The following is a 22853-nucleotide window of genomic DNA, read 5'->3' as shown; positions in this document are numbered from 1 at the left end:
CCGGCGGTTGAACGCAGGTAGGCGACTGTCCGGCCATGTGGTCCGTGGGTTCACCCGCAAGAAATGTGTGCTGGGTCATAACCCGTGGTCTAGGGTGGTTTCTCGATAAAGTCCCTACGACGACAGATCCGGCGGACCCCATGCGCGACACTGACGACCCAGGTACCGACCCAAGCATCCCGATCACCGACATCGACGCCACCACCGCAGATCCCGCGCTGTTCAACGCGGATCTCGCCCCGATCGCCAAGGAGCACCGCAAGTGGGGTGCCTTCGAGATCTTCAACGTCTGGACCAACGACGTCCAGTCACTCGCCGGCTACACCCTCGCCGCGTCCCTGTTCATCGGCGCCGGTATCAGCGGATGGTACGTCTTCGCCGCGATCATCCTCGCCGGAGCCATCGTCAACTGGCTGGTGAACCTGTCCGGTGCCCCGAGCGTGAAACTCGGCGTGCCGTACGCGGTCATGGCCAGAATGTCCATGGGGGTGCTCGGGGCACGGTTCCCCGCACTGGTCCGCGGGATCGTCGCGATCTTCTGGTACGGCGCACAGACCTATTTCGCCTCCACTGCGGTGGCCCTGGCGATCAACGCGGCATTCGATTCGCCGCAGTCCGGCGAGTTCCTGGGGATGAACGCGGTGTCCTGGATCTCCTACGTGATCGTCGCTGTCCTGCAGGTCGCCCTGTTCAGCAGGGGGATCGACGCCATCACCCGCTTCCTGAATTTCGCCGGTCCGGCGGTGTACGTGGTCATGGTCGTGCTGCTCGTGGTGATCTGGGTGCGTGCGGGTTCCGAGATGCTCCCCGCGGTCGGGTCGATCTTCAACAGTGACGACGTCACCGGCTGGGCAACGGTGTCCGCCTTCGTCGGGGTCGTCGGCACCATGGTGGCGTACTTCTCCGCGGTGATTATCAACTTCGGTGACTTCTCCAGGTTCTCGACGTCTGAGAGGTCGATGAAGCTGGGCAACTTCACCGGACTGCCCCTCTCACTGGCGTTCTTCACGTTCCTGGCGTTGTTCATCACCGCCGGCGCGTACGTGGTGTTCCAGGACGGCCAGGGCACCCCGATGGACAACCCGTCGGACATCGTGGGTCAGGCGGACTCGGTGGTCCTGTCGATCATCGCGGCGGTGACGTTCCTGGTGGCGACGGTGGGCGTCAACCTGGTGGCGAACTTCATCCCGCCGGCCTACGACATGGCGAACATGGCGCCGTCGAAGATCAGTTTCCGGATGGGCGGAGTCATCACCGCCGCGCTCGGATTCGTCATCGGCGCACTGTGGGTGGCGGTCATCGACGACATCGGGCTGCCCACGTTCGTGGACACCCTGGGTGCCGTGCTCGCCCCGCTGTACGGCGTGCTGGTGGTGGACTACTACCTGATCCGACGTAAGCGGGTGAACCTGCGCGACACATTCACCCTCGACGAGGACGGCCCGTACTACTACCGCAAGGGCTGGAACCTGAAGGGGCTGGCGGCGGTGGGCGTCGCGGCGGTGTTCGCGGTGCTCACGGTGTGGGTACCGGCTCTGCAGGATCTGTCCGGGTTCGCCTGGATCATCGGGGCAGCGCTGGGTGGTCTGCTGTACTACCTGGTGATGCTGGGTGAGGCCTCCCGGGCACGGGCGGCGGCTGCGTCGGTCAACTCCGGTTCCTGAACGCCTGCTCGCCGGTGAGGGCCTGGCCGATGGTCAGCTGGTGCATCTCCGCGGTGCCCTCGTAGGTCAGCACCGACTCGAGGTTGTTGGCGTGGCGTAGTGGGGAGTACTCCAGGGTGATGCCCGAGGCACCCAGCAGGGTGCGGCATTCGCGGGTGATCTCCAGGGCGATGCGCGTGGAGTTCAGCTTGCCGACGCTGATCTGGTGGGGTTTGAGCTCGCCGGCGTCCTTCAGTCGCCCGAGCTGCAGGGCCAGCAGGAAGGACTTGTCGAGTTCGACGGCCATGTCCGCCAGTTTCGCCTGGGTCAGCTGGAACGAGCTCAGCGGGCTGTCGAAGACCTGGCGGGTGGACACGTAGTCCAGTGCCGTGGACAGCGCATCGCGGGCGGAGCCGAGGGCACCGAAGATGATGCCGTACCGGGCCTCGTTGAGGCACGTCAGGGGCCCGCGGAGTGAGTGGACGTGGGGGAGTCGCTGCGAGTCGGGGACACGGCAGTCGTCGAGCACGATCTCACCGGTGACCGAGGCGCGCAGCGACAGTTTGCGCGTGATCTCCGGGGCACTGAACCCCTCGGTGTCGGTGTCGACGATGAAGCCGGCGTAGCCGTCCTCGGTCCGGGCCCAGACGACGGCCACGTCGGCGACGGGGGCGTTGGTGATCCACATCTTGGTGCCGTTGAGGACCCAGTCGTCGCCGTCCCGGGTGGCGCGGGTGCGCATGTTGGCGGGGTCGGAGCCTGCGTCGGGTTCGGTCAACCCGAAACACCCGACGGTGGTGCCTGCGGCCATGCCGGGCAGGTAATGCTCCTTCTGCTCCGCGGAGCCCCAGTGGTGGATGGCGAACATGGCCAGAGAGCCCTGCACCGACACCAGAGACCGTAGGCTTGAGTCCACCGCCTCGATCTCCATGCAGGCCAGCCCGTATTCGGTGGCCGAGGCACCGGCGCACCCGTAACCGTCCAGATGCATACCGAGGACGCCCAGGTCACCGAGCTTCGGGGCGAGTTCGCCGACCGGGAGGGCGCCGTCCTCGTACCAGCCGGTGATGTTCGGGCTGAGCTCGCGGCTGGCGAAGTCGGCGACGGTGTCGCGTAGGAGCCGTTCGTCGTCGGTGAGCAGACTGTCGGCCTGGATCAGGCCGAGTGGTGTGGTGGTCATGCGAAGGTCACTTCCAGAATCGTGCCGAGCAGAGGCAGGTGGATGAGGATGGCCGCTGGTGGACGGCCGTCGATGTCGGTGAGAGCCTGCCGGTAGGTGTCCATCTGGCCGATGTAGGCCGTGCGGACATGACCGACAGGGTCCTTGCCAGGGTACGTCTTGTGGTCGACGATGACCCGCGTGCCGTCCTGCAGTGTCAGGAGCTGGTCCAGCCAACCCTGCGCCCGCTGATGGACGGGATTGGACCAGGCGAACGGCACTTCGGTGCTGCTGACGGCGCCGGGGTACGCGTCCTTCAGCCAGGCGGTCCAGCGCTCACCGGCGGTGGTGACCTGTTCGGCGGTGACGTGGTCGCCGACCCGCCAGGTGTCGACCAGACGGGACGCTGCGGCGTGCTTCTGTGACTCGGTGAGGTGCTCCAGCGGGGCGGCGAGGTAGGCGTGAATGCAGTCACCGACCTTGTTCCACTCCTCACCGCCACCGCTGACCAGGGCGTCACCGAGGTCGGCGATTTCACTGACGGAGGCCGAGGCGAGGAGGTGTTCCTCGGCCTGCACACCGCTGGGGGCGAACGTGGCGGGCAGATTCTCCTGCGGCTCGGCGGTCAGCGCCCGGCGACTATCGAGCACGGCTGCACGCGGCGCTGGTGACGCTGTGGTCGCTGATTCGGCAGCAGCGGCGTCCGTCGTGTCCGCCGTGTCAATGGCCCGGACGGGGCAGTCGAGCAGGTCGATGAGCTGTTCTTCCTGCAGACCGGTGTCGACGAGTGGCCTCCACTTCCCGACGCCCGAGTACGGGGCGAGGACCGTGCGCGTGCGCGACCGGGTGAGCGCGACATAGAGGACACGCTGCTCTTCGATCATGTCGGCATGGCGACGCTCGGCCTGGGCATCCACCTCGGCGAGCAGATCCTTCACTGAGCCGATGCCGGTGACCGTCGCCGGCCAGAACCGGATCTCACGCCCGGCCAGCGGTGCCTCCATGGTCAGTGGGGTCGTGGACTGGACCCAGACGCCGGCGGGGGTGAACCTGTCACGGACATCCGGCAACGCCACGACGACGGTGTCCCACTCCAGCCCCTTGGACTGGTGGATCGTGTCGACGAACACCGCGCTGGGAGATGCGGTCGGGGTGGAGACCGCGTCCTCGGAGGCGAGGTGGTCGAGGAACCCGGCCGGGGTGGAGGGTTGTCTGTTGGAGTCCGCTTCGGAGACGTAGTCCTCCACTGTTCGCAACAGGCCCAGCACAGCGCCGGTACGTTCGGTCGGGTCCGTCCACGTCGCGATGCGTCGGCGCAGGTCGAGTGCGTCGATCACCGCGCTGACGGTGTCGGAGACCGGGATCTCAGAGAGCACGGGCCGCAACTGCCGCAGGGGCGCTAGCGACTCGTCCTGCGACCACGTGCCGAGGACCTCCCACCGCTCCTCGCGGGTCGTGAGCGCGGTGAGGGTGTCGAACCAGGAGGTGTGGGCGGGATGTTCGCTGAGGAAGGTGATCAACTCGATGAGGGCCTGGGTGTCGCGGTCATCCAGCAGCCAGGCGATCGCGGCGCGGACGAGTTGGCCTTCCCGGGTCTGTGACAGTGGTGTCCCACCACCGCTGCAGGGGATGCCTCGTCGACGAAGTTCTGCGCGTAGTTCCGCGGCGTGGGTGTTGTTGCGCACCAGAACCGCCCGGCCCTTGTCGGGGACACCCTCGGACCGTTCAAGGGCGAGGAGTCCCGAGGCGATCCGTGCGTACCAGGTGTCCTTGTTCTTCCGTGCCCCCTCGGTGGGCGTCCACAGGACGGTGGCTCCCCCGGAACGTTCTTCTGCCAGGTGGTCGGGCACGGTGAGGGTCACGTTCTGGTCAGGGAACAGGTGACTGAACAGTCGGTTCGACAGCCCCAGCGGAGCGGCGTGGGTACGCCAGGAGTGTGACAGGGTTTCCGAGGTGCCGTTCACCCCGTCGGGGTCGGTGATCGTCTCCACCGCGGCGTCCATGAGGGCCGGGTCGGAGCCGCGGAACCCGTAGATGGACTGTTTGGGGTCGCCGACCCAGATGACCTCGTCGACGAGTCCGGCCAGTTCGGTGAACAGTGCGAGCTGCAGGGGGCTGGTGTCCTGGAACTCGTCGACGACCAGGATGCGGTAGCGGTCGGCGAGTGTGGTGCGCAAGGCGTCGGTGGTGGCGGGGTCGACGCCTTCGCCGCGGAGCAGCCGGAGGGTGAGCTGCTCCTGGTCGGTGAAGTCGATGAGCCCGAGGGCGTTCTTGTAGTCCGCATAAGCCTCCAGGCAGGCGGCGGCGGTGTCGAAGACGAGACGGATGAGGGCGTCCAGGTCCGACCGCAGATCCGGGTCGGCGGCGATGTCATCGGTGCTGACGATGCTGCCGTAGGCTTCCTTGATCGGCTTGGTCGGGCTGTCGACGCCGGGGACCTTGCCCTCGGCGGTGCGCAGCCAGTCCTTCCACGGGATGCTGTGCCGTTCGCGCCGGACGCGGCGGGCGAAACGGTCGAGATCGGCGAACCTGCTCTGCAGGCTGCCGGCCGATCGTTTCGCGATCAGACCGGCCTCGATGTCGGCGCGCAGCTGGTCCGGGATCCGTTGGGCGGCACCGGCCAGCAACGCCCGGGTGTCGACGGGGTTCTGGTCCTCCGCGGCACCAGAGCCATTGTCGGCGTTGACCGCACTGTCGAGTGCGACGTGAAGCTCCCGGATACTGGTGTCGGCGAATCCGGTGAGCTGGTCGGCGTCGATGTCGTTGGCGCGGGCCTGCTCGGTGACGGTGTGCACCGTCTTCGCCCAGTTGATGCCGGAACTGAAGTAGCTGCCGTCGCTGTCATCGTCGTAACCGGTCCGGGCGAGGAGGTCCCGGTGGGTGGTCTCCGCGTCGGCGATGATGCGGTCGGTGGCCAGACGGAAGGCGTCCTTCTGCGACTGCTCGGTGAGGACGGAGAGTTCGGGGGAGCGTCCGGCGTCCATCGCGAAATCGGTGAGGATCCGACCGGTCACCGAGTTCACGGTGCCGATCAGCGAGGTGGGCAGGGCGGCTGCCTGCTCGAGTAGCCCGTCCTCGACGAGGGTACCGCGGATGCGTTCCTTGAGCTCTGCGGCGGCGGCTCGCGTGAAGGTCGTGGCGATGATCTGCGAGGGACGGTAGGGGTGGTTGCCGTCGGCGTCGACCCGGCGGAGCCGCTCGGTGAGCAGTTCGGTGAGCCGGTAGGTTTTCCCGGAGCCGGCGGAGGCTTTGATGATCGTCCACGTCGTCATGAGAAGTCCCCCTGGGCGCCGGTGATCAGCGGGTAGTCGGTGTAGATGGCGTTCTTCTCCGGGAAGAATCCGGTGGTGCGCGCCTCACGGAGATCGTCGGTGTAGCGCGTCGTGGTGTCCTCGTCATAGGGGGAAGCTGGTGAGGTGCCCTTCTTCGGCTTCTCCCATGCCTGCCAGTCCTCCTGGATGACCAGGTTGCCGAGGTCGGTGACGCGCCCGGTACGGAGGTCGTCGAGGATGTGGTTGAGCCCGGTGACCGCGCGGTTCCAGAGCTCATCGGTGTCGGAGGCGCCGGTCTCGGAAGGGTCGACGGAGAGCGTCTCGGGTGCCCCGAAGCGTTCGTCGGTGGTGTCGAGCTGGTTGTCGCGCAGGTTGAAGTAGGCGACGGGGACATCGGCCAGATGGTGCAGGGAGTACTCGTCGGCGACGGAGGCGGCGTACACCGCGAGCTGGAGTGCGGTACCGTCCTGCACGGCGTCCCGGTACTTCTTCCTGGCGAAGGTGTATTTCAGGTCGATCACGCCGGGTGTTCCGTCCGCCATGATCACGTCCATGTCCCGCAGACCGCCGAGTTCGAGGTCGCCCCCGGCACCGTGACTTCCCGTGAGGGTGGTGGTGAAGGAGGCTTCGACGGCGCGGATGCGGATTCCGGCGTCGGCGAGGGTGGTGAACAGCCCGGCGATGGACTGTTCGGCCAGCGCGAGGGTCGTGCCGAGTTCACGACTGTGTCCCGGCATCTGCAGCTCGGCGGCGTACCAGGGGAGCAGTCGCCGGAGTTCGGCAGCGATCTCGCCGTGGTCGGCGGGGATCGTCACCGCACCGTCGGTGTCAGCGTCGGTGTCAGCATCGGCGTCGAGGTGCCGGTTGACGATGTTCTCGACGACGGTGTGCAGCCAGGTGCCGACCATCTGGTTACCGGACGGGATCGTGGCGAGACCGCCGGCCCGGATACCGAGACGACGTTCCAGCAACCATTCCAGCGGGTGCACCAGGAGCTTCTCCCACTGGGAGAAACTGATGCGGGTGGGCAGGAGGTGTTCTCCCGGGGTCAGGCTGCGGGAGACCGGGTCCGGGACGTCGATGCTGACTGGCACGGGGAGGCTCCGGTGTTCCTCGGGGAGGTCGCCGGAAAGAGTGACCGGCTCACGGCCCTGCCGGTGCAGGTCGTCGATGAGGAAGGTCAGGGCGGGGTGCTGCGAGGCGGATTCCCCGTTGATCGTGTCCACGGTCAGCGCGGTGACGTTCCGGCGACGGCGGAGAGCGCGGAGCTGGGAGTCCAGCGTGAGGCGGGCGTCGGCCTCGGGATCGGGCAGGTCGACGCCGTTGGCTGTCAACCATTCGAGTTCATCGGGGCGAACCGTGTCGCGGGGCGCGGCTGCATCGTCCACCTGAAGCCACCAGACGACTTGAGCACTGCCGGTACCCAGGTGCGCGGGATCGGTGACGACGTCGGCGAGGTCATCGGCGCCGGCCTGGACGCTGATGCCGCCGGTGCCGGTGAACTCGGCGATGACCTGGTCGAGTTCACGGGAGGAGATGCGTTCGCCGAGGAGGCTGATCAGTTCGCGCAGCGGGGCGATTCTGCTTCCGACATCGGAGGAGACCGACTGCCCACGCCCTGCGAGGTGAACTGGCGTTGCAGCCATTCCAGGTGGAAGGCGACGTCGGCGGTGTCGAACCCGTTGTCGTCGGAGAGGGGACGGTGCCGGATGAGGGTGTCGAAGTCGGTGATCTTCTGGGCCGTGCCGGGGTGGTCGGCGCTGGCAGCGAGAGCGTCGGACACCGCAGCGTCCCAGGCCGGGCCGCCGACGCCGGGCTGCTCGTTGAGGGCACCGATCAGGCGGCTGCGCAGGGGTCCGGGGACGAGCGGCGTGGTCTTCTCGTCGACGGTGATACTGGTGTTCAGTAGACCGACCAGGGCGTGGATGTCGTGCGGGGCGGTCATGGCCCGCAGGTACAGTGGGATCACCTGGGAGTAGGAGGACGCCTGCCGGCTGGCGACGCCGAGGGGCGGGTGGCCGATGCGCACGCGTTCCCGGTCCAGCAGGGACGTGGAGGTACCGGCGATAACGGTGTGCCGGGTGGACGTGTCGCGAAGGTCGGCGAGGTGGCCGGCCGCAACCGGTGCTGCATCCCACACTGTGTCTGAGGTGATCAGTGTGAGTGCATCCAGGGGCTTCGGAGCCGGGAGCTCGTGGAGCTCGACGCCGAGGCTTCGCAGGCTTCCCAGGATCCGCGTCCAGACGGGAGACAGGTCGGCAAGCTGGCCGTCGAGATCTATCCGGTCGATCCCCAGCGGCCAGGAGTCACCCGAGTCGACGAGATGAGCGAGGGTGAGATCGACCTGGCGCAGAACATCGGCAGGACCCGGTGACCAGCCGGGCTCGCCGTCCAGGTTCTTCTCGACAGTGCTGAGCACCCGTAGGCGGTGGGGCATGTCAGCCGTGGGGGCTGTCCCGCCCCAACCCGCACTGACCAGTCTGTCGCGCCAGGACAACAGCTCCCGCGCCACGGTCCACGGGTCGGCCCGGAAACTCGCCACTGGCCAGGCATGTTGGTCGCTGGTCTCCAGTACCCGGCCGAGCACGGACCGGTAGGCCGCGATACGCATCGGTGCGTCGCATTCCGGTGCGGAGAGCGCCAGCCGGGTGGCGAGGATGTCGGTGAGTTGGTGCGGGCCGGTCGTCACTGTTCCGAGACTGCCCGACGTGGTGGTGGCGGGGTCGACCCAGCGGGCGCCGTCGAAGCCCCAGCCGAAGGTGATGTGCATGTCCTACAGGGTAGCGGTCGGGTCGGACATGAAAACCCTGAGTGTTCGCTCAATCTACGTTGCAGTTCAAGGTCTCGCGGGCAGATCCCGTCTGAACACGGCCAGGACGAGAAGTGCGATAAAGGTCAATGCGGCCGCGACCCACACCGGAGAAGGGGGAGCCGCACTCAGGTTGAAGGCCACTGCGCCGAGGAAGGGTCCGACGGCGGCACCGACGTTCAGTGCCGCTGTCGCATAGGACCCGCCCATGGTCGGTGCCGACGAGGCAGCATGGAGCACACGGGTGATCAGTGTGCTCCCCACGCCAAAGGACAAGAACCCCTGGACGAACACCATGGGAAGCAGTACGACCGGAATCGGTGCAGCGAGAGCAGTCAAACCCCATCCGGCGAGCAGCAGTGGGCCTCCGACCACGACGACAAGACCAGGTTGTGCGTCTGCGATACGACCGGCAACTGTGACACCGAGGAACGACCCGAGACCGAACAGCGCCAACGCTACCGGCACCCAGCCGTCGCCTAAGCCAGCGGTGCGGGTCACCACTGGGGCGAGAAACGTGAAAGCAGCGAAGGTGCCGGCGTTGATCAGAGCGCCGAGTGTCATGGTCAGGAGAAGCGGCGGCGACGCCAACGTGGCGAGTTCCCCGCGCAGGTCAGGCAACGGGCCTCGGCTGAAACCTGCCGTAGCCCCGCTGCCAGTACTTCGGATGACGCCTATGACGGCAGGTATACACAGCAGGCTGACCGCCCAGAATGTGGAACGCCACCCCAGCTCAGCGCCGAGGACGGCGCCAGCAGGAACACCGACAACTGTGGCGATCGTTGAACCCGACAGGAGGATCGCCACGGCACGCCCCGTGCGGTCGGCTGGCACGAGTGCCGTTGCTGCGCTGAGCGCCACAGCGAGAAATCCGGCGTTGGCAAACGCGCTGAGGACGCGCGTGACGGTTAAGACCGGAAATGACGTGGTGACTGCACCGACAATGTGGCATACAGCAAATGCGAAGAGACAGGTCAGGAGAGTCTGTCGGGCTGGCCAGAGGCGGGAAAAGGCCGCCATTACCGGCGCACCGATGAGCATTCCTATGGCAAAGGCCGAGGTCAGTAACCCGGCTGTTCCGACAGTGACGTCGAGATCGGTTGCGATGTCCGGGATGAGCCCGGCAAGCATGAATTCTGAGGTGCCCATGACGAAAACTGCCAGGGCAAGCATGTAGAGAGCGAAAGGCATCGAGTACTCCGAAGTGAGAGATCAGCAGGTGATTTTCTCGTCACTACGGTCAGCAACCCTGGGCATACCTGGAATGCCCCGCGCCTGGTGGCGGGGTCGGAAAATCGTGGATTCAGGGGCTGACGGTGTGAACGGCAGCCCCTGACCTGTCTGATTCGGGACTCGACATGTCCGGGACTCTACAGCAGGAGCACACCCCTCGGCGAGGGAAGGTCCAATACAGCAGAAACCCCGCACCCGGTGTGAACCGGGAGCGGGGTCGTTCTCGCTGGAGAAGGCGGGATTAGCCCTCGAGCTTGTTCAGCTGGGCAGCGAGGCCGGACTTCTTGTTGGCCGCGTTGTTCTTGTGGATGACACCCTTGGTGGCAGCCTTGTCGTACAGGCGGTTGGTGATGCGCAGCTGTGCGGTAGCGGCATCCTTGTCGCCGGCGGCGACGGCAGCCTCGAACTTGCGGGTCTCGGTGCGCAGGCGGGAGCGGACAGCCTGGTTGCGCTTGCGTGCGGCCTCGTTGGTGAGGACGCGCTTCTTCTGCTGCTTGATGTTAGCCATGGGGCTTACCTCTTTCTGAACGGTGAATCGGTGATCGTTCGCCACTTCCACCCGGGTGAGCCGTGCGCACGGTCTCTGACAACCGGCCCAAGGTCCTGCCGGTTGCGGTGCACACGCCGCGAGTGGTCGCGGGTCAACCTGACGAACACTACCAGTTCGGCGGGGAGGGTAGAAATTCAGGCGTATCAGGGCGGTCGCTGTGGTGGTGGCAGACCTGCGGGCGCACTGGCAGAGGCAACGGGCGGTTTAGCGGCAGAATCCGACCAGGTGCTCTGCCAGTGGGCCGTTACCTCTGCCAGGTGCCCGGAGTCCTCCCGAACAGTTACGGCTCATTCAGGTCGCGGGTCCGCCGGTCGTCCGCCGGCGGGTACACCATGCGCTGCGGCATGGCTCCGGTGAGCATCGCCTCGATCTCCGCGGCGGCGTCCATCACCGCACGCCACCGGAACTCCTTCGGCAACCGGTCCACCGCGCCCAGGGCGCCCGAATCCGGGAGGTGGGGAATCAGGCCGGCCCGAGCGAACGCCACCATGCCCGCCGTCATCGCCTCCTGCGCCTGCACTTCGGTGAAGTGACGGCTGGTCAGCAGGTCCGGGTCCACCAGGCGGGACGGCAGCCACCAGTGACTCGTGGTGGGCATGTCTGGCGGCCATGGCATCGCGCTGTCCGACCACGTACGGGGATCCGACCAGACCTGGGGGGCGTGCGCCAGGAAGATGTGGCCCAGCACCTCCGCAATCACCGCGAGGGCCTCGGCGGCGCCCGGGCCGCCGAGCTCCGGGGCGATACGCAGCACGTACCACGCCGAGGACGTGTCCACGTCCACCGGCGGGACGGTGCCCGGCAGTGCGGTGTGCACGTTGAGGGTGAAGGGGCCGGTGCGCTCGACCTGTGCCGGATCGTCCTGCATCTCCACGACCATGCCGATGCTGTGCAGACGGTGGACGAGGGTGGGCCAGACGTCCTCCGTGGCGAGCATCGGAGTCTCGTTCTGCCGGTAGCCGGAGTCCTCGATATCGGCGATGAGGTCGATGTCGAGCACGTAGGTTTCCGACAGTGAGACACGCGCGGCACCGTCGGCGGCGCGGTAACCGTTGGAGTAGGCCTCGATCTCCGGCACGAGACGGGCGGTGCGCGCGGTGGTGGGGGCGTTGTGACGGTAGCGTGCCCGGTACCGGCGGAAGATCTGCATCGTCGCCTCGACGGCGTCGGCCAACGGCAGCTCGCGCTGGCGCACAGCGAAGTCGAGCAGGACGGGGACGGTGGCGTTGCGCTCCCGGGCGTTGCGGAGGCTCCACATCTCGATCTCGAGGGCCTCGAAGGGGGTCATGCTTTTCGTCATCGTGTCTTCGCCTGCCTTCCTGTTTTGCAGACGATAGTACACGTGTCTACCAGGGATCTCCGGTACTTTTCCCGTCGGCGTCCCACAGCCCGGAGCATCCGCGCCGGTGTGAGCCGGTCAGGTGGGTGTCGACCAGCCCAGCGGCCTCCATCAGGGCGAACATGGTCGTCGGGCCGACGAACACGAACCCCTCCTTCTTCAGCGCCTTCGACAGTGCGACAGACTCCGGTGAGGTGGTCGGGACGTCCTCAATACGCTCGGGGAGTGGCGTGCGTTCCGGGCGGAACGACCACACGAACTCGGCCAACCCGGTGTCCGCGCCGTAACGTCCCCGCAGGGCGACGGTGGCTCGCGCATTGGTGATCGTCGCCCGGATCTTGCGGGCGTTGCGCACGATCCCGGCGTCCTGCATCAGGCGTCGTACTCCGCCTCACCAAAGCCGGCGACCACGTCCGGGTTGAAGCCGGCGAAGGCGGCGCGGAAGGCGGGACGTTTACGCAGGATCGTCGCCCAACTCAACCCGGACTGGAACGCCTCCAGGCTGATGCGTTCAAACAGTCCACGTTCATCGGTGACCGGTACACCCCACTCGGTGTCGTAGTAGTCGCGCAGCAGGTCGGACGACTCCGCCCATGCGGGGCGTGCCAACCCGTCCGGCCCGGTCACCAGGGCGCTCATCCCTTCAGCCCCGTCTGACGCAGCGTGATGTTCAACCGGCCGTGGATCTCCAGCTCGTAGGGGGCGGTATTGGGGTACACCTTGGTCACGCCGTGGTAGTTCTGTCGGGCGGGTCCGCCGAAGACGAACAGGTCACCGGAGGTCAACCACAGGTCGGTGTAGGGGCGGTTGCGGGTTTCGGCGTTGCCGAAGCGGAACCGGCAGGTGTCACCAATGGACAGGGAGACCACTGGAGCATCCGAGCGTTCGTCGGCGTCACGGTGCATCCCCATCTTCGCCGCATCAAGGTAGTGGTTCACCAGGGCGACGTCCGGGGTGTAGGACGCGGCGAGCGCGGCGTCACCGGTGGTCTCCGCCACCGCACGACGCCCCAGCTCGACCAGCCAGTCCGGTACGGGCAGGACGGGGGCGTTGTTCACGTCGACGGCGCGCCGGGTGTAGCGGCCGGGCGTCCAGTGCCAGCCGAGGCAGAGCATGGAGACGCTCATCGGGTGCCCGTGGATCACCGGGGAGTGCGGCGGGACGGGGCCTTTGGCCCAGGCGGCGTACTGGGCGAGGATCCAGCGTTGTTGGGCGCTGTCGAGCCAGGCGGAGCGGTGGTGGGCCCCGTCGGGCAGGTCGGAGGCGGGAGCGTGAAGGTCGAACAGTGTGGGTTGGTCAGTCATTCTGTCTCTGGTTGTAGCTGGAGGGGGAGGGGTGCGGGGTCAGGACCAGCCGTAGTTGCGGCGCAGGGCGTTGGCGAGGCGGTCGTAACGGCGCTCCGGCATGGACACACCGCGGCGTTGGATGGAGGCCTCGGGGATCTCGATGATGCGGTCGGCGCGGGCCCAGCACTCGTTGCCCCGCGGGTCCCACAGGCCGGCGCCGATGGCGACCCAGTTGTCGTCCTCGGCGTGCTCCGGGTTAGAACTGATGAGCATCCCGAGCAGCGTGTGGCGGTTACGGCCCACGACCACGCAGGCGCGCAGCTCGGGGGTGGACTCGCGGTTGGGCAGGACGTGGTACCAGACGACTTCGCCGGGGTCGGCCTGCCCGTCCATGTCGGGGGCGTAGATGACCGGGCGGGCATGGTCTTCGGTGGGGGTGGTGACGGTGACGGCGCGGACGGCGGTCTCGGTGTGGGAGGACTGGTCGAGGCCGAGATTGGCGTGGAGCTCGGCCAAGCCCTCGTCCATGCTGCCGCGGTGGTGGAAGTAGCGCTCGAGCATCCGGCGCAGGGGATTCCGTACGGAATTCATGGTGACCACTGTAGCGCGGGGGTCGGATTACTCCACGAGCTCCCAGGTCCCGCAGAACGATGAGTTGAAGGCGATGTCGGTCGGCGCGATGGTCACATAGCTCTGTCCCTCGGAGAATCCGTTGGTGATGATGTCCTCGAAGTCGCCGCTGGTGTCGGACAGTCGCTCCCAGTAACAGCCGTCTGTTGCCGTGTTCCGGTAGGTCCCCGGCTGGACGTCGCTGCCCACCAGCTGCGTCCCCGCCCCGAACGTTGTCGACGACGATCCTGATGCTCTGGTGTTCGTTGGAGCCGGTTCCGGAATCTCCCTCGATGCCTGGGTTGGTTCTGGCTCGTCTTCCGGGGTCTCCGTGACTGTCGTGGTGTGGTCGACCGTGGTGGTGACGGTGCGGGTGATTGTTGAGGGGGCCGCGACCTCCGCTTCGGTCTCTCCACCGCAGGCGGTGAGGGCCACGGCACCGCCGATAGCGACGCCGAAACAAGTTAGTTTCCGGAATGTCATGAGTTGAGAATAGGGCGTGGCTTCGGGCCGTGGTCGTCCTTTTACCCCCAGGGGTACGACCTGGAGTGTCGACGGGTTGTTGCCGCGGTGGTCGATCCTCATCTGCGCATCGGAATGAAGAGGGATTCGCGGCGGGATTGCGTATAGAACTATAGACAGGCTGGCCTTGCCCGTGTATTGATGGTCACGTCAACTACCTGCGCCCCTCACCGGAAGGCCGTCATGACCACTCCGAGTACCCCGAAATCTCCTGTCGTCCCGCGCATCGCCGGACTCCTCGTCGCTGTCATCGGGATCGTGTTCCTCATCGGTGGCATCTTCGGTTGGTTCACCGTCCGTGCCGAGCTCATCGACGAGAACATCACGGTCTCTGACGACGCTGACCGCTTCGCCGGCGACCGGGTGGACGGTCCGCTGAGCGCGTACTCGCAGGCTGAAACTGTGAAGAGGCACGTTCTCGAGGCCACCGACGGCAAGACCTACGCGCAGCTCGACATGGATGACCCCAACCGCGATCTCGCGCTCCAGGGGTCGACGGTTCGCTCCGCGTTGATGACCTCGACGTTGTCCTTCGGGGTGTCCGCACTGGCAGGGACGAGCGGTGTGGCGTTCACCCTTATTGGCGGGGTGCTGGCCGTCCGACGGCGGTGACGCGATGGGTTCTTACCGTGCGCTCATTGGGTAGTGGGACGAGTCGGATGAGTGGTGGCCCCTACAGGAAGACACCGATACGACACCAACGCACATACCACGGCACGGTAGACTCGGCCTGATATCTTCCTGCTGCGGCGATCCGTGGCGGGACCATGCACCACCAGGAGGACGACACCCATGGCCCCCAAGCAGAAGAACTACGCCCGCGAGACGTTCACTGACCCCTCGCGGATCCGGAACTTCTGCATCATCGCGCACATCGACCACGGAAAGTCCACCCTGGCTGACCGCATCCTGCAGATGTCCGGGGTCATCGAGGACCGTGACATGCGCGACCAATACCTCGACAACATGGACATCGAACGCGAGCGCGGCATCACCATCAAGGCACAGAACGTGCGTCTGCCGTGGGTGCCGAAGACCTGCGCCCACAAGGATGAGGAGCTGGTGCTCCACTTGATCGACACCCCCGGGCACGTGGACTTCACCTACGAGGTCTCTCGCGCGCTGGAGGCGTGTGAGGGTGCGATCCTGCTGGTGGACGCCGCCCAGGGCATCGAGGCGCAGACGCTGGCGAACCTGTACCTGGCGATGGAGAAGGACCTGGAGATCATCCCGGTCCTCAACAAGATCGACCTGCCTGCCGCGGACCCGGACAAGTACGCCCTGGAGATCGCGAACATCATTGGTTGCGAGCCGGAAGACGTCATGCGTATCTCGGCGAAGACCGGTGAAGGCATCCCCGACATGATCGACAAGGTCTGTGAGCTGGTTCCGCACCCCCAGGGCGATCAGAACGCCCCGGCCCGCGCGCTTATCTTCGACTCGGTCTACGACATCTTCCGCGGCGTGGTCACCTACATCCGCATGATGGACGGCACGCTGGAGCCGCGCCAGAAGATTGAGATGATGTCCACCGGCGCCACACACGAGGCGCAGGAGGTCGGCATCATCTCCCCGAAGCCGGAGAAGTCCAAGGGACTGGGTGTCGGCGAGGTCGGCTACATCATCACCGGCGCGAAGGACGTTCGCCAGTCGAAGGTGGGTGACACGGTCACCTGGGCCGTGAACGGGGCGGACGAGCCACTGACCGGCTACCGCGAGCCCACGCCGATGGTGTACTCGGGCCTCTTCCCGATCTCCGCGAACCAGTACCCGGAGCTGCGCGAGGCCATCGAGAAGCTGCAACTGAACGACGCGTCCCTGACGTTCGAGCCGGAGACGTCCACAGCGCTGGGCTTCGGCTTCCGCTGCGGCTTCCTGGGCCTGCTGCACATGGAGATCACCCGCGACCGTCTGGAGCGCGAATTCGACCTCGACCTGATCTCCACGGCACCGTCGGTGGTGTACCGCGTGGTGGGGGAGGACGGGACGGAGATGCACGTCCAGAACCCGTCCGACTGGCCCGAGGGCAAGCTGCGGGAGATCTACGAGCCGATGGTCGATCTGACGGTTATCGTGCCGGAGGAGTTCCTCGGCGGGACGATGGAACTCTGCCAGTCGAAGCGTGGGCAGATGAAGAACATGGACTTCCTGTCGACGGACCGGGTGGAGTTGCGCTACCGCATGCCGCTGGGGGAGATCGTCTTCGACTTCTTCGACATGCTGAAGTCCCGGACGAAGGGTTACGCCTCGCTGAACTACGAGGAGAACGGCGAGCAGGAGGCTGACCTGGTGAAGGTGGACATCCTGCTGCAGGGGGAGCCGGTGGACGCGTTCAGCGCGATCGTGCACCGGGATCATGCGCTGCACTACGGCAACAAGATGACGAAGAAGCTCAAGGAGCTGATCCCCCGCCAGCAGTTCGAGGTACCGGTGCAGGCTGCGATCGGCTCCAAGATTATTGCGCGTGAGAATATCCGTGCTTTGCGCAAAGATGTTCTCAGTAAGTGTTATGGTGGCGACATCTCCCGCAAGAAGAAGCTGCTGGAGAAGCAGAAGGAAGGCAAGAAGCGCATGAAGTCCATCGGGTCGGTTTCGGTCCCGCAGGAGGCGTTTGTTGCTGCGTTGTCGACTGATGAGGGATAGAAATCCGCATGATTAGCGTAAATCAGCTGAAAAACTTCAGAAACCTTCCACAGGATGTTCTGACGAACGTCAATTTTTCACGCTATAATGTCATATACGGAATAAACGACAGTGGAAAATCAACTATATGTGAAGTTCTTTCCGATAGGTCGCTATCTCAAATTAAAGAAAATAATACTGACATAGAGAATTTGTATGTATATTCATCGAGCTGGGCCGATAAAAACCTGGGCTCCTTTCTCCGGGGAGGAAAGGCGGAGGGGGTATTGCGAATTATCCTTGGCGAGGATGAAATATCAACTAAGGATGATATCGAAAAGAAGACGACAGAACTGAAAAAAAAAGAGAAGAAGAGAGAATTACTGTCGACGAGAATAAAAGATAATACCGCAGCCGGCGATAAGCAAATCTCTCTAGTTAAAGATGGCCTACCGAAAGAAACTCGGGAACTAACTCCTTTCAAAGGAAACAACTTCAATAAGAGAACCATACGAAACATATTTGAGAATGTCGCTATCGATAGCGCTCTCGGAGAGGAAACGCTTTCCGAACTCGTTGACACTGCAATAATGGACATCCCCACCCTCTCGGCTTTCCCTGAGAGTCCCCGGCTATGGGGAAGCATGAGTGCTGCACCAGACCTAAAGGCAACGCAGAGAAAACCCGGGGATCTAGAAAAAAATGAGGAACGTTGGCTTAGGGAAGGGCTTGATATTCACCGAGAGCGAACATCTTGCCTATTCTGTACTAATGGTCTAGTTGAGGGGCAGCAGCAAGATCTGCGGGATCGGTTGAACCTGCTCGCGGATTCCGCAGATGATGCTGTAGCCGGGGATTTGGAGCGGCTTAAAGTTGCGAAGGAGGAGCTCTCGAAATTTCGGACTTTAGTAGATAGTGTGCAAATTGAGTGCCCGTCGAAAATAGACCTGTGGAACAAGGCATATGCTCGTCTTCAAAAAGAATTAAACTCTCTAGAAAATATCTACAATGACTGGCAATCTGCGATAGATAAGTACATCAGTAATCCTTGGGGCAGTGTAGAAGTTCCGGAACTGCCATCGGGGAAGGAAGCGAGATTCCATTCCAGCATCGATTCCATTCACCTCGTCATTGACGAGATAAACGACTTGATAGAAAACTTCACGGCTAGGCGCGAGGAGGCCATAAAAAAAGGTGCGAGAGCACTATTGTTTACCATATGTCGACAAGTGGAAAGATTGTCAAGATTCCGTCCAGTCCGACACATCTGAGCTTAATGACTTGGTAGAAGAAATCGGCAGTCTTCGGGACGACATTAAGGATCTTGAGGCTAGCCTATCCGGAACGAGTGAGACGGCCGAATACATCAGCGAGTCGTTATCTAGGATACTGGGGGATGGTGTCCTTTCGATCGAGGTTTCCGAATCTGAAGGAGAGTACACCGTAGTCCGAAACGGGAGCCCTGCGGAAAATATGTCAGAGGGAGAAAAGAAGCTCGTCGGATTGTTGTACTTCTTTTCTATGCTTACCGGTAATGAAGGTGCGAAGAACTTAGCCACATCAATTGTTGTGCTAGACGATGTCGGGTCTGAGCTTGACGATTCACGACTATTTCTAATAGATCGTTTCATTGTCGAGTTTTTTGACACCTACGGCCTTCCGGCCAGTCAGTTCTATTTAACTCATAGCGGCGCTTACCTACGGTTACTCTCGGCGCGTCTTGGATCGAAAAAGCTTCGAGAGGGTAAGTCTAAGTTCTACGAAGTCTATAAGGCACCAACTCGCAGAAGTGGGAGTGAAGGCTCCACTAGACTAAGGGCCTGGAGTGACGAGGCTGCCGCCGCTCCAAACGACTATAGTCTAGCGTTCTACTTGACAATTGAGAACGCGAAATTAATGATAGATGGTCTGTCTGTGCCGCTCTCTGCGGGTAATTTCTCTCGAAAGCTCCTTGAGGGGTTTACTGAGTTCAAGGAACCTCAGCCGGACAAGGTGGGAGTCAGAGTGAATAATCTCGTCAAGAGTTCTGACTTTCCTCTGGGGGCTGCCATCCCGAAATTGGTCAATGAGTCGAGTCATTCAGGATTGGATAAGAATCCAATTTCCTGGTCGCAGGATCTTCTATCTCGATCTGTGATGGAAACGTTGGCTTTCGTAAAGCATGTTGATCCGGGACACTTCGCCAAGATGATCGCTATCTATGCGAATGAAAGCGAGCAGAATCAAATTGAATCAATGGTAATGGAATTCTTGGACAACTATAGCCCTAGTTAAATGGCTCTTCGCGATGCGTAGTGCGTAGCTGAGGGTGGGGCTGCTGCGGTGTGGCACAACATGTAGAGGCCCTGGCCGGTACAAGATGAGAGTTGCGAAGCCGTCATCCGAGCCGAACACGGACGCTAGAAGTGCACACTACTGGCAATCTCGTCGCCGACACCATGGCACTACACCGCTGAAATCGGACTCACGATCACCGGCGCCGCCGACGCCGGGACAGTCACCTACATCGACGCTGACCCGGTCATCGTCGATGACCAGTGCCCTTGCTGTAGCCAATCGGGCACCCGACGAGATCACGTCACCCGGCAGCTTGTAGACCTGCCCGTAGTCGGCTTCCCGACGCGACTTCATGTTCGTGTCCCGCGGCTCACCTGCGCCAACGACGCCTGCGGACGGAAGACCTTCCAGGCTCCACTGGCGTGCGCTGATGACGGGGCGACACTGACCCACCGGGTGACTCGCTGGATTCTGCAACGCCTCGCCATTGACCGCATGAGTGTCTCGGCGACTGCGAAAGCCCTGGGGATCGGGTGGCAGCTGGTCAACAAGATTGCGGTTCAGGCGTGCCGCAACCTTGTCTAGGACCCCGGAAAACACCTCGATGACGTGCGGATACTGGGAGTCGACGAGCACGTGTGGTAAGCACACCCGCCGTCCCGGCGAGCCCTCCTCGATGGTCACAGTGCTGGTGGATCTCACACCACTGGTCGACGGGCACGGGCCAGCGCCGCTGATCGACATGCGAGCAGGGCGTAGCGCCGAGGTTCTACGCACCTGGCTCAACGACCGTGACCCTGGTTTCCGTGAGCATCTGGAGGTCGTCACGATGGACGGCTTCGCCGCGTACGGCCACCCAGACAGGTCACGGGGCCGGAAGTTGATGGCCGGGTTGATGGACACGTTGCGCAAGGGACTACCGAAAGGGTTGGAGGATTTGGCGCAGTTCGGGCGTACCTTGTGGCGTCGTCGGGCCGAAATCCTGGCGCACTTCGACCTCGGAGCGTCGAACGGGCCCGTTGAAGCCGTCAACGGGAGGTCGGAGCACCTGCGCGGCACATTGCACTGGGGTTCCGAAATCTGAACCGCTACATCTTGAGGTCGCTGATCCATTCCGGGCAACTCCGCGACGGGATCACCACACTGTGAATCGCGAAGAGCCATGAAAGGGGCGGTGAGTCGGAGATCTCTTGAGTGACGGGAAGGGCGTCTTGTTCCCCGGACTCCGTAGCCGTCTGGCTGTATTTGTTGGTCGGCCTACGCCCTCTCAACCAGCCTGTCCACGTCGACCCCCTCATCCAGTGCCCCGTACTCCACACTCCGCGTCGCCGGATCCACTCGTCCAGCGAGGAACGCGTCGGCGACATGTGAGGGTGCCTGAGTCAACAGAACCTGTGCCTGCAGAGTCAGAGCCATCGACTCGACCAGCCGTCGCGCGTTCCTCTCTGCGCTTTCCGGGCGCGCCGTGACTTCCGACAGCAGGGCACGCATGCGGGCAACCTGCGCGTCGTAGCGTTCGTCCCGTCCCAGGGCGGTCGCCATCTCTGCGTCGAAAGCCTCCGCCGCGTCAGGCTGCTTGGCCAGCGCACGCAGAACGTCGAGAGCGATCACGTTCCCCGACCCCTCCCACACCGCAAGAACCGGCTGTTCGCGATACCGCCGTGCCAAGGGAAACAGTTCGGTGTACCCGTTGCCGCCGAGGCATTCCAGTCCTTCGTAGGCATGGTGCGGACCCCGTTTACACACCCAGTACTTCGCCACCGCCGTCGCCAACCGTCGGAAGTCCTCTTCTCCGGCACCGTCATCATGGGCCGTCGCCAGACGCATCGCCGTCCACGTCGCCGCCTCAGCCTCCAACTGGAGATCAGCGATCACGTTGGTCATCGCAGGTTGGTCGATCAAGGTCGCCCCGAACGCAGAACGGTGCCGGGCGTGCCACGCCGCTTCCGCAACCACCTGACGCATCCCGGCCGTGGTGCCGTAGATGCAGTCCAGCCGAGTGCGGTTGACCATCTCGATGATCGTCCGGACCCCTCGTCCCGTCTCGCCGACCAACCAGCCGACGGTGCCGTTGAGCTCAATTTCGGACGAGGCATTCGATTTATTGCCGAGTTTGTCCTTCAGCCGTTGGATCAGGAACACGTTCCGCTCGCCCCCTGGAAGGACCCGCGGCACCAGGAAACAGCTCAAGCCTCCAGGAACGCCCGTGGCCTGTGCGAGAACGAGGAATGCATCTGACTGCGGCGCTGAGCAGAACCACTTGTGCCCGCTCAACGACCATGTCCCGTCCGCGTTGGGTGTGGCGGTGGTCGTGTTCGTCCGGACGTCCGATCCACCCTGCTTCTCCGTCATCGCCATGCCGAAAATCACGCCGTCTTTGGTTGCAGGGTCGCGGAGCTCCGGATCGTAACTGGTGGACAGCAGCTTCGGTTCCCACTCCTTCGCCAGAGCGGGTGCCAGACGCAATGCCGGCACCACGGCATGGGTCATGGAGACCGGACAGCCGTGCCCCGGCTCCACCTGGCTGGCGAGCATGAACGCCGCAGCACGCTCCGCATTCGCCCCGGGGCGGGGATTCGCCCATGCCGAGGTATGGAGCCCCCACCCGATGGACTGCTCCATGATGCGGTGGTAGCCGGGGTGGAACTCGACCTCGTCAACGCGATGCCCCCAGCGGTCGTGGGACCGGTGTACGGGCGTGATGGTGTTCGCCAGTTCCGCGTCGTGCTGGTAGGAGGCGGAACCGACCTCCGCGCCGATACCGCCTAACCGGGCGGTGTCGGCGTCTGGCGCGAAGACTGTGACCGCATCCTGAAGTGCGGTGTTTGTGCTGAATTCGTTGATGTCGACGCGGGGCGCTGACTGGTTGAACACGGTATGGGTGGTCATGGTTGTGGTGCTCCTAACGCCCGGAGGCAGAACGTGGTGACGGAGGCGATCAGATAGTCGGGATCTGTGACGGAGGATTCGGGGCTGAGTCGTCCCATGAGAGCTTCAGCGTTGGCGCCGATGATGGAACGGGCGCTGAGCTCGGCGTCCTGGTCGGGGATCTCACTGGCCAGAATGCCGTCGCGAATGACGGTGACGACCAGGTCGTGGTAGCGACGGCGGAAGGTGAGTCGTTCCGATTCGACCAGCGGGTTGACCGGTTCGAAGAGGAGTGCCTCTGCCATTGTCGGGTTGCGCAGCGCACGGGTGGAGAATGTCGCCAGGAGCGACGACAGGCGGTCTGCGACCGTGGGACGTGCTGACATTGTCGCGTCCTCGACGGCGTCGAACTCTCGGTCGGCGATCGACCGGAAGACGCTTGCCAGCAGTTTCTCTCGGTTGTCGAAGTAGCGGTAGACCGAGCCGGCGGCGTTCCCGGACTCTTCGGCGATGGCGCGCACGGAAGCGGCCGCGAATCCGCCGGACGAAATGAGGGCGGTCGCGGCGTGGAGGATGCTGTCGCGCCGCCCCTGGGCGTGAGCTCGGGTTTTCTCGGTCTGCTGGTAGGGCATGCGTCCTGTCGTCTTCTCTGGTCGGTGGAAGT

17 protein-coding genes and 2 pseudogenes are annotated in these 22853 nt (G+C 63.9%); 6 read left to right on the top strand and 13 right to left on the bottom strand.

The annotated features are described in order from the left end of the window. The first annotated feature begins 140 nt into the window (after positions 1–140). Positions 141–1664, top strand: coding sequence for an NCS1 family nucleobase:cation symporter-1 (locus BJF89_RS14555; RefSeq protein WP_075815808.1), 1524 nt, complete (start codon positions 141–143; stop codon positions 1662–1664). Here BJF89_RS14555 and BJF89_RS14550 read toward each other — a convergent pair. From BJF89_RS14550 to BJF89_RS14505, 11 genes and pseudogenes are all read right to left on the bottom strand, one after another. Next, entirely contained in the window at positions 1648–2823 is a 1176-nt protein-coding gene (locus tag BJF89_RS14550; protein ID WP_075815807.1) for an acyl-CoA dehydrogenase family protein, read from the bottom strand. The genes BJF89_RS14555 and BJF89_RS14550 overlap by 17 nt on opposite strands. Continuing rightward, positions 2820–6074: an exodeoxyribonuclease V subunit beta gene (locus BJF89_RS14545; protein ID WP_075815806.1), complete on the bottom strand. Its 3255-nt coding sequence runs from the start codon at positions 6072–6074 to the stop codon at positions 2820–2822. The genes BJF89_RS14550 and BJF89_RS14545 overlap by 4 nt, the downstream gene beginning before the upstream one ends. Continuing rightward, positions 6071–7720 (bottom strand): PD-(D/E)XK nuclease family protein, encoded by a 1650-nt coding sequence (locus BJF89_RS19745; RefSeq protein WP_255372678.1) that lies wholly within the window; start codon positions 7718–7720, stop codon positions 6071–6073. The genes BJF89_RS14545 and BJF89_RS19745 overlap by 4 nt, the downstream gene beginning before the upstream one ends. Beyond that, positions 7633–8844, bottom strand: a complete 1212-nt coding sequence (locus BJF89_RS19740) for a hypothetical protein (RefSeq protein WP_255372677.1) — start codon at positions 8842–8844, stop codon at positions 7633–7635. The genes BJF89_RS19745 and BJF89_RS19740 overlap by 88 nt, the downstream gene beginning before the upstream one ends. Before the next feature lie 66 nt (positions 8845–8910). Further along, positions 8911–10074: a Cmx/CmrA family chloramphenicol efflux MFS transporter gene (locus BJF89_RS14535; protein WP_075815805.1), complete on the bottom strand. Its 1164-nt coding sequence runs from the start codon at positions 10072–10074 to the stop codon at positions 8911–8913. Positions 10075–10357: 283 nt separating this feature from the next. Then, complete coding sequence (gene rpsT, locus BJF89_RS14530) at positions 10358–10624, bottom strand: 30S ribosomal protein S20 (protein WP_038549493.1); 267 nt, start codon at positions 10622–10624, stop codon at positions 10358–10360. Positions 10625–10946: 322 nt separating this feature from the next. Continuing rightward, positions 10947–11966, bottom strand: coding sequence for a hypothetical protein (locus BJF89_RS14525; RefSeq protein ID WP_075815804.1), 1020 nt, complete (start codon positions 11964–11966; stop codon positions 10947–10949). Positions 11967–12012: 46 nt separating this feature from the next. Beyond that, positions 12013–12644 (bottom strand): annotated as a pseudogene (locus BJF89_RS14520) (DNA-3-methyladenine glycosylase I). Continuing rightward, entirely contained in the window at positions 12641–13309 is a 669-nt protein-coding gene (locus BJF89_RS14515) for an alpha-ketoglutarate-dependent dioxygenase AlkB (RefSeq protein WP_075815803.1), read from the bottom strand. Before BJF89_RS14515 ends, BJF89_RS14520 begins: the two are co-directional and overlap by 4 nt. A 39-nt stretch (positions 13310–13348) precedes the next feature. Next, positions 13349–13882, bottom strand: coding sequence for a type II toxin-antitoxin system PemK/MazF family toxin (locus BJF89_RS14510; protein WP_075815916.1), 534 nt, complete (start codon positions 13880–13882; stop codon positions 13349–13351). A 27-nt stretch (positions 13883–13909) separates the two neighbouring features. Further along, positions 13910–14383, bottom strand: coding sequence for a hypothetical protein (locus BJF89_RS14505; RefSeq protein ID WP_139312093.1), 474 nt, complete (start codon positions 14381–14383; stop codon positions 13910–13912). Between the two features lie 222 nt (positions 14384–14605). On the opposite strand from BJF89_RS14505, the gene BJF89_RS14500 reads away from it, so the two are divergent. The 5 genes and pseudogenes from BJF89_RS14500 to BJF89_RS14480 all read left to right on the top strand — a co-directional run bounded on the left by BJF89_RS14500 (position 14606) and on the right by BJF89_RS14480 (position 20470). Beyond that, on the top strand, positions 14606–15034 hold the full coding sequence (locus BJF89_RS14500) for a hypothetical protein (protein ID WP_075815801.1): 429 nt from the start codon (positions 14606–14608) through the stop codon (positions 15032–15034). Between the two features lie 180 nt (positions 15035–15214). Then, positions 15215–17065, top strand: coding sequence for a translation elongation factor 4 (lepA, locus tag BJF89_RS14495; RefSeq protein ID WP_075815800.1), 1851 nt, complete (start codon positions 15215–15217; stop codon positions 17063–17065). 8 nt (positions 17066–17073) lie between these two features. Beyond that, a complete protein-coding gene (locus BJF89_RS14490) occupies positions 17074–18315 on the top strand; it encodes an AAA family ATPase (RefSeq protein ID WP_075815799.1) in 1242 nt (413 codons plus the stop codon). Further along, positions 18239–19318 (top strand): AAA family ATPase, encoded by a 1080-nt coding sequence (locus BJF89_RS14485; RefSeq protein ID WP_075815798.1) that lies wholly within the window; start codon positions 18239–18241, stop codon positions 19316–19318. Before BJF89_RS14490 ends, BJF89_RS14485 begins: the two co-directional genes overlap by 77 nt. Before the next feature lie 131 nt (positions 19319–19449). Continuing rightward, positions 19450–20470, top strand: a pseudogene (locus tag BJF89_RS14480) (transposase). A gap of 108 nt (positions 20471–20578) precedes the next feature. On the opposite strand, the gene BJF89_RS14475 reads toward BJF89_RS14480, so the two are convergent. Both BJF89_RS14475 and BJF89_RS14470 read right to left on the bottom strand, forming a co-directional pair. Continuing rightward, complete coding sequence (locus BJF89_RS14475) at positions 20579–22210, bottom strand: acyl-CoA dehydrogenase family protein (RefSeq protein ID WP_075815797.1); 1632 nt, start codon at positions 22208–22210, stop codon at positions 20579–20581. Continuing rightward, entirely contained in the window at positions 22207–22821 is a 615-nt protein-coding gene (locus BJF89_RS14470; RefSeq protein WP_075815796.1) for a TetR/AcrR family transcriptional regulator, read from the bottom strand. Before BJF89_RS14470 ends, BJF89_RS14475 begins: the two co-directional genes overlap by 4 nt. Positions 22822–22853: the final 32 nt, after the last annotated feature.

This window comes from Corynebacterium sp. CNJ-954 (assembly GCF_001942345.1).
In the GTDB taxonomy this organism is placed as follows: Bacteria; Actinomycetota; Actinomycetes; order Mycobacteriales; family Mycobacteriaceae; genus Corynebacterium.
This window is presented reverse-complemented; position numbering and strand designations above follow the sequence as displayed.

Coding starts and splice junctions, on each gene's coding strand:
- BJF89_RS14555 (WP_075815808.1), top strand. CDS start 141: ATGCGCGACACTGACGACCCAGGTACCGACCCAAGCATCCCGATCACC.
- BJF89_RS14550 (WP_075815807.1), bottom strand. CDS start 2,823: ATGACCACCACACCACTCGGCCTGATCCAGGCCGACAGTCTGCTCACC.
- BJF89_RS14545 (WP_075815806.1), bottom strand. CDS start 6,074: ATGACGACGTGGACGATCATCAAAGCCTCCGCCGGCTCCGGGAAAACC.
- BJF89_RS19745 (WP_255372678.1), bottom strand. CDS start 7,720: ATGGCTGCAACGCCAGTTCACCTCGCAGGGCGTGGGCAGTCGGTCTCC.
- BJF89_RS19740 (WP_255372677.1), bottom strand. CDS start 8,844: ATGCACATCACCTTCGGCTGGGGCTTCGACGGCGCCCGCTGGGTCGAC.
- BJF89_RS14535 (WP_075815805.1), bottom strand. CDS start 10,074: ATGCCTTTCGCTCTCTACATGCTTGCCCTGGCAGTTTTCGTCATGGGC.
- rpsT (WP_038549493.1), bottom strand. CDS start 10,624: ATGGCTAACATCAAGCAGCAGAAGAAGCGCGTCCTCACCAACGAGGCC.
- BJF89_RS14525 (WP_075815804.1), bottom strand. CDS start 11,966: ATGACGAAAAGCATGACCCCCTTCGAGGCCCTCGAGATCGAGATGTGG.
- BJF89_RS14515 (WP_075815803.1), bottom strand. CDS start 13,309: ATGACTGACCAACCCACACTGTTCGACCTTCACGCTCCCGCCTCCGAC.
- BJF89_RS14510 (WP_075815916.1), bottom strand. CDS start 13,882: ATGAATTCCGTACGGAATCCCCTGCGCCGGATGCTCGAGCGCTACTTC.
- BJF89_RS14505 (WP_139312093.1), bottom strand. CDS start 14,383: ATGACATTCCGGAAACTAACTTGTTTCGGCGTCGCTATCGGCGGTGCC.
- BJF89_RS14500 (WP_075815801.1), top strand. CDS start 14,606: ATGACCACTCCGAGTACCCCGAAATCTCCTGTCGTCCCGCGCATCGCC.
- lepA (WP_075815800.1), top strand. CDS start 15,215: ATGGCCCCCAAGCAGAAGAACTACGCCCGCGAGACGTTCACTGACCCC.
- BJF89_RS14490 (WP_075815799.1), top strand. CDS start 17,074: ATGATTAGCGTAAATCAGCTGAAAAACTTCAGAAACCTTCCACAGGAT.
- BJF89_RS14475 (WP_075815797.1), bottom strand. CDS start 22,210: ATGACCACCCATACCGTGTTCAACCAGTCAGCGCCCCGCGTCGACATC.
- BJF89_RS14470 (WP_075815796.1), bottom strand. CDS start 22,821: ATGCCCTACCAGCAGACCGAGAAAACCCGAGCTCACGCCCAGGGGCGG.